The organism is Cellulomonas sp. GTC20042 (assembly GCF_055389595.1).
Genome location: NZ_AP043678.1, coordinates 1,646,995 through 1,658,818 on the forward strand (window position 1 = coordinate 1,646,995; position 11,824 = coordinate 1,658,818).

General features: G+C 75.1%; 12 protein-coding genes. 7 read left to right on the forward strand and 5 right to left on the reverse strand.

Annotation, left to right across the window (positions count from 1 at the left end; genetic code table 11):
- The 4 genes from ACZ5HG_RS07630 (at nt 1) to ACZ5HG_RS07645 (ending at nt 3,673) form a co-directional block, all read left to right on the forward strand.
- A complete protein-coding gene (locus ACZ5HG_RS07630; protein WP_464181529.1) occupies nt 1-1,323 on the forward strand; it encodes a M16 family metallopeptidase in 1,323 nt (440 codons plus the stop codon).
- 215 nt (nt 1,324-1,538) lie between these two features.
- Entirely contained in the window at nt 1,539-2,378 is an 840-nt protein-coding gene (locus ACZ5HG_RS07635; protein ID WP_464181531.1) for a helix-turn-helix domain-containing protein, read from the forward strand.
- Nucleotides 2,379-2,387: 9 nt separating this feature from the next.
- The gene (gene dapB, locus ACZ5HG_RS07640; RefSeq protein WP_464181534.1) at nt 2,388-3,143 is read left to right on the forward strand and encodes a 4-hydroxy-tetrahydrodipicolinate reductase; all 756 of its coding nucleotides are present in this window, start codon (nt 2,388-2,390) and stop codon (nt 3,141-3,143) included.
- Between the two features lie 5 nt (nt 3,144-3,148).
- Entirely contained in the window at nt 3,149-3,673 is a 525-nt protein-coding gene (locus tag ACZ5HG_RS07645; RefSeq protein ID WP_464181536.1) for a hypothetical protein, read from the forward strand.
- A 7-nt stretch (nt 3,674-3,680) separates the two neighbouring features.
- Here the strand turns inward: ACZ5HG_RS07645 and ACZ5HG_RS07650 are convergent, their stop codons facing one another.
- The 3 genes from ACZ5HG_RS07650 to ACZ5HG_RS07660 all read right to left on the reverse strand — a co-directional run bounded on the left by ACZ5HG_RS07650 (nt 3,681) and on the right by ACZ5HG_RS07660 (nt 7,630).
- Nucleotides 3,681-5,447, reverse strand: coding sequence for an EAL domain-containing protein (locus tag ACZ5HG_RS07650; protein ID WP_464181538.1), 1,767 nt, complete (start codon nt 5,445-5,447; stop codon nt 3,681-3,683).
- Between the two features lie 147 nt (nt 5,448-5,594).
- Nucleotides 5,595-6,155 (reverse strand): N-acetyltransferase family protein, encoded by a 561-nt coding sequence (locus ACZ5HG_RS07655; protein WP_464181540.1) that lies wholly within the window; start codon nt 6,153-6,155, stop codon nt 5,595-5,597.
- 5 nt (nt 6,156-6,160) lie between these two features.
- Complete coding sequence (locus ACZ5HG_RS07660; protein ID WP_464181542.1) at nt 6,161-7,630, reverse strand: NAD-dependent succinate-semialdehyde dehydrogenase; 1,470 nt, start codon at nt 7,628-7,630, stop codon at nt 6,161-6,163.
- 65 nt (nt 7,631-7,695) lie between these two features.
- Between ACZ5HG_RS07660 and ACZ5HG_RS07665 the strand changes: the two genes are divergently transcribed.
- Complete coding sequence (locus tag ACZ5HG_RS07665) at nt 7,696-8,514, forward strand: thymidylate synthase (protein ID WP_464181544.1); 819 nt, start codon at nt 7,696-7,698, stop codon at nt 8,512-8,514.
- Between the two features lie 44 nt (nt 8,515-8,558).
- On the opposite strand, the gene ACZ5HG_RS07670 is transcribed toward ACZ5HG_RS07665, so the two are convergent.
- Together ACZ5HG_RS07670 and ACZ5HG_RS07675 are read right to left on the reverse strand one after the other, a co-directional pair.
- Entirely contained in the window at nt 8,559-8,879 is a 321-nt protein-coding gene (locus ACZ5HG_RS07670; protein WP_464181546.1) for an AzlD domain-containing protein, read from the reverse strand.
- Complete coding sequence (locus tag ACZ5HG_RS07675) at nt 8,876-9,616, reverse strand: AzlC family ABC transporter permease (protein ID WP_464181548.1); 741 nt, start codon at nt 9,614-9,616, stop codon at nt 8,876-8,878. The genes ACZ5HG_RS07670 and ACZ5HG_RS07675 overlap by 4 nt, the downstream gene beginning before the upstream one ends.
- A gap of 244 nt (nt 9,617-9,860) precedes the next feature.
- Between ACZ5HG_RS07675 and ACZ5HG_RS07680 the strand changes: the two genes are divergently transcribed.
- Nucleotides 9,861-10,784 carry a carbohydrate ABC transporter permease gene (locus tag ACZ5HG_RS07680; RefSeq protein WP_464181550.1) on the forward strand — a complete coding sequence of 308 codons (924 nt, stop codon included), beginning with the start codon at nt 9,861-9,863 and terminating at the stop codon, nt 10,782-10,784.
- Nucleotides 10,781-11,731, forward strand: a complete 951-nt coding sequence (locus tag ACZ5HG_RS07685) for a carbohydrate ABC transporter permease (protein WP_464181552.1) — start codon at nt 10,781-10,783, stop codon at nt 11,729-11,731. The genes ACZ5HG_RS07680 and ACZ5HG_RS07685 overlap by 4 nt, the downstream gene beginning before the upstream one ends.
- The last annotated feature ends 93 nt before the right edge of the window (nt 11,732-11,824 follow it).

The window sequence follows — 11,824 nt, forward strand, 5'->3', positions numbered from 1 at the left end:
GTGCCGCTGGACCTCCCGCTCGTCGCACCCGGTCAGCCGGGCAGCGAGCTGACCGCCGGGCAGGCGGGCGACTTCCGTCGCTCCGTCCTGCCCGGCGGGGTCCGCCTGCTCACCGAGCAGGTGCCGGGCATGCGCTCCGCCTCGGTGGGCGCCTGGGTCGGCGTGGGCTCCCGCGACGAGAGCGACGGCCACCACGGCTCCACGCACTTCCTCGAGCACCTGCTGTTCAAGGGCACCGCGCGGCGCACGGCGATGGACATCGCCGAGGCGTTCGACGAGGTCGGGGGAGAGGCGAACGCCGCCACCGGCAAGGAGCACACCTGCTACTACGCGCGGGTGCTGGACGAGGACCTGCCGATGGCGGTCGACGTCATCGCCGACATGGTCACCTCCGCGCGCCTGGACGCCGAGGAGCTCGAGACCGAGCGCGGGGTGATCCTCGAAGAGCTCGCGATGAACGACGACGACCCGAGCGACGTCGTGCACGAGCGCTTCGCCACGGTCGTCCTCGGCGACCACCCGCTCGGCCGGCCGATCGGCGGCACCCCGGAGACGATCCGGGCCGTGCCGCGCGACGCCGTCTGGGAGCACTACCGCCAGCACTACCGCCCGGGGACCCTCGTGGTCACCGCGGCGGGCGGCGTCGACCACGACCGGCTCGCCGAGCAGGTCGTGCAGGCGCTGGCCGACGGCGGCTGGGACCTCACCGCGGGCGCGGTGCCGGCGGGCCGACGCGGTCCGTCCGACGCGCTGCCCGTCACCGCCGGGGCCTCCCGGGTGACCGTGCGCCGTGCCACCGAGCAGGGCAACGTGATCATCGGCGGCACCGGGCTCACCGCCACCGATCCGCGCCGGTTCACGCTCTCCGTGCTCAACGCGGTGCTGGGCGGCGGCATGTCGTCCCGACTGTTCCAGGAGATCCGCGAGAAGCGGGGGCTGGCGTACTCCACGTACTCCTTCGCCTCCGGGCACGCCGACACCGGGGTGTTCGGGCTCTACGCGGGCTGCGCGCCGGGCAAGATCGACCAGGTCACCGAGCTGCTGGTCGCCGAGCTCGAGCGGCTCGCCGACGGCGGGATCACCGACGCCGAGCTGCGCCGGTCCGTCGGGCAGCTGTCCGGCGGCCTCGTGCTCGGGCTGGAGGACTCCGGCTCCCGGATGAGCCGTCTCGGCAAGTCCGAGCTGGTGCACGGCGAGCTGCTGTCCACCCAGGAGTCCCTGGACCGGGTGCGTGCGGTCACCGCCGCGGACGTGCAGGAGCTGGCCGTCGACCTGGCCGGGCGTCCGCGCTCGGTCGTCCGCGTCGGCCCCTTCGGCGACTGACCCGCTGCTGATCGACCCCGAGAGCGCCCCTGCCGACCTGGCGGGGGCGCTCTCGTACGTTGCGGCGTGCGGGCGCGGGGCGCGGGTGCGCCGAGGTTGCACGTATGCAGGCTTCACGGCGCACGAAGGGTGCTTTCGTGCACTCTCGGCGACCAGCGCGCGTCCGGGCCTCAGGTCCCGGGACGCGGGGCGGTCCTGCGGCGCATGATGGCGGCATGAGCGTCGATCAGGTCGAGCGCAGCGTCGTCGCCCCGGGGCCGGCCGCCGTGGGGCTCGTGGAGCAGATCTGGGTGGTGCGCGCGTCCGCCGGGGTGCCGCCGCGGGTGGCCCTGCCGGACGGACGGGGCGCCGTGGTGGTGCGCCTCGGTGCGCCCGCGCGCTGGTCGGACCCGCTGAGCCGCACCCAGCAGCAGGTCGGCAGCGTGGCGCGTGGCCCGCGCAGCACCCCGCACCTGGTGGTCGAGCCCGGTGAGGCGTGGTCGGTCGGCGCGCGCCTGACGCCGTGGGCGCTGGCCCGGATCGGCACCGGACGGCTGCTGGTGGACGACGTGGCGCCGCTCGGCGAGGTGCTCGGCACCGACGAGGCCGTGCTCGCCGGGACCATGCGCGCCTGCTGGGACACCGCCGACCCCGCGCACGGCGCCGCCCGCCTGCTGGAGGGCGCCCTGGTCGCCGCCGTCCGCCGGCCGCTGAGCGCCGAGCGCCAGGCGGACCTGGAACGGATCAGCGCGGTCGCCGAGCAGGAGCGCGGGCTGGTCCGGCCGATCGACCTGGCCCGCGCGATCGACCGCTCGCTGGCCTGCCTGCACCAGATCCTCGCCGAAGAGGTCGGGCTCGCCCCCACCGCGTACCTGGCCGGCGTGCGCCTGAGCTGTGCCGTGCGCGAGCTCGGGATCGACACCCGGGGCGGCACCGACGCCGCGCAGGTGGTCGCGACCCTGCGCCGGTACGCCGACGCCGGGTTCTCCCCGCGCGAGGTCGAGCGGTTCACCGGCCTGAGCCCGCTGGACCTGCGCCGGTGCGTGCGCGGGCTGGAGGAGCTGCTCGCCGGTTAGGGTCGGCGGGTGAGCGGACGACAGAGGGTGGCCGTGCTGGGCGCGGCCGGACGCATGGGCGCGACGGTGGTGCAGGCGGTGCAGGCCGCGCCGGACCTGGACCTGGTGGCGCAGATCGGCCCGGACGACGACCTGTCGGCGATCACGGCCGACCGGGTGGACGTCGCGGTGGACTTCACCGTGCCGTCGGTGACCGAGCAGCACGTGCACGCGCTGGTCGACGCCGGGGTGCACGCGGTGGTCGGCACGACGGGCTGGGACGCCGACGCGCTGCGCCGGGTGCAGGACCACCTGGTGCGCGCCCCGGGCGTCGGCGTGCTGGTCGCCCCGAACTTCGCCCTGGGCGCGGTGCTCGCCATGACGCTGGCCGCGAAGGCCGCCCGGTGGTTCGAGTCGGTCGAGGTGATCGAGCTGCACCACCCGGACAAGGTCGACGCGCCCTCGGGCACAGCCCGGCACACCGCCGAGGCCATCGCCCGGGCCCGCGCCGAGGCCGGCGTCGCGCCGAGCCCTGACGCCACCACCACGGCGATGGACGGCGCGCGGGGTGCGGACGTCGACGGGGTGCGGGTGCACGCGGTGCGGCTGCGCGGGCTGACCGCGCACGAGGAGATCCTGCTCGGCAACCCGGGGGAGCAGCTGACGATCCGGCACGACTCCTTCGACCGGACGTCCTTCATGCCCGGCGTGCTGCACGCGGTGCGCCGGATCGGTGACCGTCCGGGGCTGACCGTGGGCCTCGAGCACCTGCTGGACCTGGGCTGACCGCGATGGGCACCGACCCCGCCGAGCCGACCACGCCCGACCCCGCGCACGACGCGCCCCGACCGCGCCGCAGCCGCACCGCGCTCGCCGCCGCCGTCGCGCTGACCGCGCTGCTCGCCCTGTACGTCTGGCTGGTGGCCGGGCGCGCGGTGGCGCTGGTGCGCACCGGGGAACCGGTGGGCGTGGTGCTGGGGATCGCCTTCGGCCTGCTGCCGCTGCTGGTGCTGGTGCTGGTGGCCCGGGAGTGGCTGCTGGCGATCGACGTGCAGCGGATGGCCGACCGGCTGGCCGAGCGCGGCGAGCTGCCGGTGGACGACCTGCCGCGCTCTCCCGGCGGACGGGTGGACCGCGAGGCGGCGCTGGAGGCGTTCGGGGCGGTGCGTGCCGAGGCCGAGCAGGCGGCGCCGGACGACTGGGGCGTCTGGTACCGGCTCGCCTTCGCCTACGACGCCGCGGGCGACCGGCGGGCGGCGCGTGCGGCGCTGCGCTCGGCCTCGCGCATCCACCGCGGGCGCGCAGCGCGCGACTGAGGCGCCCTCACACCGCGACCAGGAACTCCGCGAGCGCGTCGGCGGGCATCGGGCGCCCGGTGAGGTAGCCCTGGACCAGCGGCACCCCGGCGTCCCGCAGCGCGTCGAGCTGGTCGGCGTGCTCCACGCCCTCGGCGACGACGGTCAGCCCGTGCGCGAGCGCCAGCCGGTGCAGCAGCTCCACCAGCAGCGCGTCCACCGGGTCGGCGAGCATCCCGGCGACCACGGACCGGTCGATCTTGAGCACGTCGACCTCCAGGCGCGCCACGTACCGCAGCCCGGCGATCCCGGACAGCGCGGCCCCGAGATCGTCCAGGGCGATCGGCACCCCGGCGGCGCGCAGCAGGTGCAGCTCGGGGCGCGCCCGGTCCACCTGCGCGGCGGTGGCGGCCTCGGACAGCTCGAGGCGGACGGCCGCGTGCGGGGTTCCGGTGCGGTCCAGCACGTCGAGCACGCGGGCGGCCAGGCCGGGGGCGGTGAGCGCGGTAGGGGACAGGTTCACGTTGACGGTGCGCGGCGCCCGGCCGCCGAGGGTGCCCTGCCAGTGCTCCAGGTCGGCGCAGGCGTGCTCGAGCACCCACAGGTCGAGGTCGAGGGACCGGCCCTCGTGGGCGGCGCGGTCGAGGGGTCCGGCGGGGCCGGTGAGCGCGCCGTCCTCGTCCCGTCCGCGCAGCAGCGCCTCGACCTCGCGGGCCAGCCCGTCGGCGGTGGAGACGATCGGCTGGTAGTGCACCTCGAGACCCCGGGTGATCTCGGCGGGCAGCGGCACGTCCCACGTCCCCTCGGCATCGTGACCGACGCCGGCCCCGGTCAGGTCCGCGCCGGCGAGCCGGACTCGGTTGCCGCCCGCCTTCTTGGCGCCGTACATCGCCTGGTCGGCGTCCCGGAGCAGCCGGTCGTCGTCCACCCCGGCGCCCGCACCGATCGCCAGGCCGACGCTCGCGGCGGAGCGTACGGTCGACGGCAGCTCGGGGTCGTCGGCGGCCAGGGCGGCGCGCAGCGTCTCGCCGAGGGCCAGCGCCTGGTCCCGCCAGGGGGTGTCCGGGGTCTGCGGCGGCAGCAGACGGGCGACCGCGAACTCGTCCCCGCCGATCCGTCCCACGACGTCGCCGGTGCGGGTGCTGGCGACGATCCGGCGGGCCACCGAGGCGAGCAGCGCGTCGCCCGCGGTGTGCCCGAGGGTGTCGTTGACCTCCTTGAGCCGGTCGAGGTCGAGGAAGGCCAGCACCACGGCGGCCCCGTCGGTGCGGGCGAGGGCGCAGCGCTCCCGCAGGGCGTCGACGAAGGCGGCTCGCGAGGTGATCCCGGTCAGGTGGTCGTGCGAGGCCTCGTGCGACAGCTCGGCGGCCAGCGCCTCCATCAGCGTCGTGGGGTCGAGGATGCCCACAGGTTCTCCTGAGGTCGCGGTGACGATCATGTCCGACCAGCCGTCGGTCTCGGCGAGCCGGGCGGCGGCCTCGGTGAGGCTGGCGGTGACCACGACCACCGGCACGTCCCAGCGGGCGATCTCGGCGATCGGCCGGCGCGCCCACAGCGAGCGCCCGAAGCCGTAGCGGCCGGTCATCAGCGTGAGGAAGTCCTTGCGCGAGACCAGCCCGTACGGTCCGGCGGGGTCGCGGGGGCCGACCAGCACGGAGCCGGCGGTCCAGGTGGTGCGGAAGCCGACGTCCACGGCCGCGCACGGCTCCTCCGGGTCGACGACCACCGGCGGGGACAGCAGGTCGACCAGCGCCCGGCCGTGGTCGGACCGGCGCCACGACGTTCGCGGTGTCACGCCCGCACGATCGGCCGCGCGGAGCCGTCCGCGAGGGATCCCGCGCCGCCGCCGGCGGATGTTCGGCCGGGGTTCACCGGGCGGACCCGGCGGCCACCACGGGCGGGTGACCGGCAGGTCCGGACGGGTGAGCGGGCAGGCGCCGGCTCAGATCTCCGCACCCCACAGGTGCTCGCTGATCTGTCGCGGGTCGTCCTGCTCGCCGAGCACCCGGCGGGCGCCGACGTCGCCGAGCCCGGCGGACCCGAGGAACTGCTCGCGCCCGGTGTCGCCGTCGATCACCCAGGTCTGCACGCTGGTCGCGTGGTCCTCGTCGCGCAGCAGGTCGACCACGGCGGCCAGCAGCCGGGAGCCGTGGCCCACCCGGCGGTCGTCGGGGTGCACCTCCAGCGCCAGGATCTCCCCGCCGGGGGTGTCGTCGCCGCTGCCGGCGGGGGCGGTCACCGGGACCACCGAGGCGAAGCCGACCAGGCGGGGGCCGTGCATGGCGACCAGCACCCGGTAGCCGGGGCCGGGCGGGGCGGTGATCGCCTCGCGCCATTGGGCGGCCATCCGTGCGCCGTCGATCCCGTCCAGCACCTCGGCGCCGAGCCGGTCGGCGTGGGTGGCCCGCCAGGCGGCGATCTGCACGGCGGCGACGGCGGTCTCGTCACCGGGCACGGCGGGGCGCACGGAGACGTCGGAGGTGGCGGAGAGCAGGGGACCCATGCGGGTCACAATGCCACGTACCGCGTCTCCAGGTACTCCTCGATGCCGGCCTCGCCGCCCTCGCGGCCCAGGCCGGAGGACTTCACGCCGCCGAAGGGCGCGGTCGCGTCGGACACCATGCCGCGGTTGATCCCGAGCATCCCGGTCTCGACCTGCTCGGCCAGCCGCATCACCCGGCCGACGTCTCGGGTGTAGGCGTAGCCGACCAGCCCGAACTCGCTCGCGTTGGCCAGCCGCACCCCCTCGGCCTCGTCGCCGAAGGTCACCACCGGTGCCACCGGCCCGAAGATCTCCTCCTGCACGACGCGGGCGTCCGCCGGCACCCGGTCGAGCACCGTGGGGGCGTAGAAGTAGCCGCGTCCGGCCGGGCGCTCGCCGCCGGTGCGCACCCGGGCGCCCGCGTCGGCGGCCTCGGCCACCACCTCGGACACCCGGTCCACCGCCGCGCGCTCGATCAGCGGGCCGACGGTCACCCCCGGGTCGGTGCCACGGCCGACCACCAGGGCCTCGAAGGCCGCGGTCAGCCGGTCGGTGAACTCGGCGGCCACGCCCTGCTGCACCAGGAACCGGTTGGCGGCCACGCAGGTCTGCCCGGCGTTGCGCATCTTGGCGGCGACGGCGCCCTCGACCGCGGCGTCCAGGTCGGCGTCGTCGAACACCAGGAAGGGCGCGTTGCCGCCGAGCTCCATCGACGTGCGCAGCACGCCCTGCGCGGCCTGGCCGAGCAGCACCCGGCCCACCTCGGTCGAGCCGGTGAAGGACAGCTTGCGCAGGCGGGGGTCGGCGATCACCGGGGCGGTCAGCCGGCCGGAGGAAGAGGTCGGCACCACGTTGAGGACCCCGGTCGGCAGGTCCCGGGCGTCCAGCTCCTCGCGGACCAGCTCGGCGAAGAACGCGGTGGTCAGCGGGGTCAGGCTCGCGGGCTTGATCACCACCGGGCAGCCGGCGGCCAGCGCCGGGGCGACCTTGCGGGTGATCATCGCGATCGGGAAGTTCCACGGCGTGATCAGCAGCGCCGGGCCGACCGGTGCGCGCAGCACGAGCTGGTGGTGGGTGCCCGCCGGCGCCCGCCGGGTCAGCCCGTCCAGGCGCACCGCCTGCTCGGCGTACCAGCGCACGTACTCGGCGGCGTAGGCCACCTCGGCGCGGGCCTCGGCCAGCGGCTTGCCGCCCTCGGCGGTGACCAGCGCGGCGAGGTCCTCGGCCCGCGCGGTCATCGTGTCGAAGACGGCCCGCAGCAGGTCGGACCGGGCGCGCGGGGACGCCTGGCGCCAGGCGGGCCAGGACCGGTGCGCGGCGTCCAGGGCCGCCAGGCCGTCCTCCGGCGTCGCGTCGGCCACCTCGAACAGCACCTCGGTGGTGGCGGGATCGGTCACCGGGAAGGTGCCGCCACCGCTGGCGTGCCGCCAGGCGCCGTCCACCAGCAGCCCCGTGGGCACGTGGGCGGCGACGGTGGGCGGCAGCGACGCGGACATGCGTCCAGTGTCGCGCGGGGGCGCGGCGCCAGCACCCCCAGCGGACCGACGCCTACGATGACGCCATGACGTCTGTCGCGACCACGACCGTGCCGACCGCGTACGAGGACCTGCTGCGGCTGGTGCTCGAGACCGGCACCGCGAAGTCCGACCGCACCGGCACCGGCACCCGCAGCGTCTTCGGCCACCAGATGCGCTTCGACCTCCGGCAGGGCTTCCCGCTGATCACCACCAAGAAGGTCTTCGTCCGCGGCATGGCCGAGGAGCTGTTCTGGTTCCTGCGCGGCGAGTCGAACATCGGGCCGCTGCTGGAGCGGAACGTGCACATCTGGGACGAGTGGGCTGACGAGCACGGCGACCTCGGGCCGGTGTACGGCGTGCAGTGGCGCTCCTGGCCGACCCCGGACGGCCGGCACGTCGACCAGATCGCCCGGCTGCTGGACGACCTGCGGGCGAACCCGGACTCGCGCCGGCACATCGTCTCCGCGTGGAACGTCGCCGAGCTGGACAAGATGGCCCTGGTCCCGTGCCACGCGCTGTTCCAGTTCTACGTGGCCGACGGAAAGCTCTCCTGCCAGCTGTACCAGCGCTCGGCGGACCTGTTCCTCGGCGTGCCGTTCAACATCGCGTCCTACGCGCTGCTGACCCACATGGTCGCCCAGCAGGTCGGCCTGGAGGTCGGCGACTTCGTGTGGACCGGCGGCGACTGCCACATCTACGACAACCACGTCGACCAGGTGCGCGAGCAGCTGTCCCGCGAGCCGTACCCGTTCCCGACGCTGGAGCTGCGCCCGGCGGCCTCGCTCTTCGACTACACCTTCGAGGACGTCGAGATCGTGGGCTACCAGCACCACCCGGCGATCAAGGCGCCGGTCGCGGTCTAGCAGACCGGTTCGGGCATCGCGGTCTGAGCCCGCTCGCCCCGCGCTCAGGGCATCCCGAGCGCGCGCAGCCCCGCCGCCACCACCGCGGCGACCAGCACCACCACCACGAACGGCGCCCGCAGCGCCAGCGCCACCGCGGCGGCCGCCAGCGCGACCACCCGGGCGTCCAGCACCAGCGCGCCGTCGGCGGTGGCGGTCTGCACCGCGACCAGGGCGGCGAGCAGCGCCACGGTGACCAGCGCGGCGGTGCGGGTGATCCGTGGGTGGGCGAGCAGCCGCTCCGGCACCAGGTGCCCGGCGAGCTTGGTCAGGTAGACGACGACCGCCGAGGCGATCACCGCGACCCAGATGCCGAGCCGGCTCACGGCTGCACCACCGGTCCCGGCCCGCGCGTGCCGTCGTCGGGCGTCCCGCCCCAGGTGCCCGCCAGCACCGCCACCACCGCGGCGGCCAGCACCGGCACCCCGGCCGGCACCACCGGCGTGAGCACCAGCGCCACCACCGCGGCGGCCGCCGCCACGACCCGCGCGGTGCCCGCGCCGGCACCCGCGCCCGAGCCGTGCAGCCGGGGCCAGAGCAGCGCGAGGAACGCGGCCGCCGCCGCGGCGTCCAGCCCGTAGCGTCGCGGGTCGCCGAGGGCGTCGCCGAGCAGCGCGCCGAGCAGGGTGCAGGCGTTCCACAGCACGAACACCCCGGCGCCGGTCCACCAGAACCCGGCACGGGCCGCGCGGGACGTGGGCTGCGCGGTGCCGACGGCGGTGGACTCGTCGATCGTCAGGTGGGCGGCGAGCAGGGTGCGCCAGCCGTGCGCCCCGAGCATCGGCGCCACCTGCACGCCGTACAGCCCGTTGCGCGCGCCGAGCAGCCCGGCCGTGCCGACCACCGCGCCGATCGCGCCGCCGGCCCCGATCACCCCGATCGCGGCGAACTGGGAGCCGCCGCTGAACATGAGCAGGCTCAGCGCCATGGTCTGCGCGAGGTCCAGGCCGGCGGCGACGGACAGCGCGCCGAAGGAGATCCCGTACAGCCCGGTCGCCACCGACACCGACAGCGCGGTGCGCACCGCAGCGCGCACGGCGGGGTCGGGGGATCGGGGTCGCACCCGGCCGAGGCTAGACGCTCCGCGCCGGGTGGCCCCGAGGTGTCCAGCGGTGGTCCGCCTCCCGACGTGCGAGCAGACACCGACCGGCTGATCGGTGTCCTCCGGGCGACCTCGATGAACACCCGGCGACGGCTCGCGGAACCCTGGCTCCAGCGGTCCAGAACCCGCTCAGGGCCTGCCTAGCGTGGTCGAGGCCGCCACGGATGTCGGTCACCGCCCCGATCCCCCCGAGCGGAAGACTCCCGTGACGACAGCCGATCTCCACGCGCCCCGCACCGGCAGGCTGAGCAGCCGCCGCCGGCGCACCGCGCTCCTCTGGTTCGTCCTGCTGGCCGGACCGAACCTGGCCCTGCTGCTGGTGTTCGTGTACCGCCCGCTGATCCAGAGCTTCTACCTCTCGACGCTCCAGTGGAACCTCGGGTCGCCGCAGGCCCGCTCGGTCGGCCTGGGGAACTACGTCGAGTGGTTCACCGCCCCGAGCACCGGCCGGATCGTCGTCACCACGCTGGTGTTCACGGTCGCGACGGTCGGCGGGGCGATGGTGCTCGGCCTCGGCCTGGCCCTGCTGCTCAACCAGAAGCTGCGCGGACGCGGCTTCGCCCGCACGGTGGCCTTCGCGCCGTACGTGCTCTCGGGCTTCGCGGTCGGCATCCTCTGGCTGTTCATCTTCGACCCGCGCTACGGGCTGATGAGGGAGGTGCTGAGCTGGGTCGGCGCGTCCTCGCCGCAGTGGTACACCCAGCGCCCCTGGCCGCTGGTGATGATCGTGGTGGTCTACCTCTGGAAGAACCTCGGCTACGTCGCGCTGATCTACCTGGCGGGCCTGCAGTCCGTGCCGCAGGACCTCAAGGACGCGGCGGCCCTCGACGGGGCGACGAACGCGCGCACGCTGCGCTCGATCGTGCTGCCGCTGCTCACGCCGACCACGTTCTTCCTGCTGGTGACGATGCTGCTCGCCTCCCTGCAGTCCTTCGACATCATCCAGGCGATGACCCAGGGCGGACCGCTCGGATCGACGACCACGCTCATGTACTCCGTGTACCAGGAGAGCTTCGTCAACGGCCGGGCCGGCTACGCCTCGGCGGTCGCCACGATCCTCTTCCTCGTGCTGCTGGCCGTCACCGCCGTGCAGATGCGCTTCGTCCAGCGGAAGGTCCACTACGCATGAGCGCCCCGACGATCCGCCGGCCCGCACCGGCCGACGCGACCCCCACGACGGCCGGTGCCGGGGCGACCGGCACGACGCGCGACCGCGGCGCCGTCCGCGCCACCCCGCCGTCCTCCCGCCCCGGGCGCCGCACCCGCCCGCCGGTGATCAGCTACCTGACGATGGTCTTCGCGACGATCGTGCTCGGCGCGCCGCTGGTGTGGATGCTGCTGGCCAGCCTGAAGACGCCGGGCGAGCTCTACCAGCAGCCGTTGCAGTGGCTGCCCGGCTCGGTGAACCTGGACAACTACGCCGACGCCGCCGACACCGTGCCGCTGGCCCGGCTGCTCGCGAACAGCATCGGCATCACCGCCGTCGGCGCGGGGCTCAAGGTGATCCTCGGCCTGATGTGCGCCTACGCGCTGGTGTTCCTCGAGTTCCCGTTGAAGAAGATCGTGTTCGGGCTGGTCATCGCGACGCTGATGATCCCGCCGCAGGTCACGATCATCCCGAACTACACGCTGGTCGCCGATCTCGGCTGGCTCAACACGTACCAGGGCATCCTCGTCCCGGGCCTGGCGAGCGCCTTCGGCACCTTCCTGTTCCGGCAGCACTTCCTCACCCTGCCGGCCTCGATCCTGGAGGCCGCGGAGCTGGACGGCGCCGGGCACTGGCGGCGGCTGTGGCGGTTCGTGGTGCCGATGAGCACCCCGACGGTCGCGGCGGTCGGTCTGGTGTCGGTGGTCACCGAGTGGAACGACTACCTCTGGCCGTTCCTGGTGATCGACCGCCCGGACAAGATGACGCTGCCGATCGGCCTGACCCTGCTGAAGAACATCGACGGCATGACCAACTGGGGCGTGCTGCTCGCCGCCACCGTCGTGGTCACCCTGCCGATCCTGGTCGTCTTCCTGGTGCTCCAGCGCCGGCTGGTCGACGGCCTCACCGCGGGCGCCGTCACCGGCTGACCCCGGGCGTCACCCCGCACGAACCCCCACCCACGTGGCCGGCCCACCGCCGGTCGCCCCGACGGTCATGCCCTCGCACGGCCGTCCGCCGAG

What these genes read in the sequence shown, in the direction of transcription:
- ACZ5HG_RS07635 (WP_464181531.1), top strand. Translation starts at nt 1,539, where the DNA reads ATGAGCGTCGATCAGGTCGAGCGCAGCGTCGTCGCCCCGGGGCCGGCC.
- ACZ5HG_RS07645 (WP_464181536.1), top strand. Translation starts at nt 3,149, where the DNA reads ATGGGCACCGACCCCGCCGAGCCGACCACGCCCGACCCCGCGCACGAC.
- ACZ5HG_RS07655 (WP_464181540.1), bottom strand. Translation starts at nt 6,155, where the DNA reads ATGGGTCCCCTGCTCTCCGCCACCTCCGACGTCTCCGTGCGCCCCGCC.
- ACZ5HG_RS07660 (WP_464181542.1), bottom strand. Translation starts at nt 7,630, where the DNA reads ATGTCCGCGTCGCTGCCGCCCACCGTCGCCGCCCACGTGCCCACGGGG.
- ACZ5HG_RS07665 (WP_464181544.1), top strand. Translation starts at nt 7,696, where the DNA reads ATGACGTCTGTCGCGACCACGACCGTGCCGACCGCGTACGAGGACCTG.
- ACZ5HG_RS07685 (WP_464181552.1), top strand. Translation starts at nt 10,781, where the DNA reads ATGAGCGCCCCGACGATCCGCCGGCCCGCACCGGCCGACGCGACCCCC.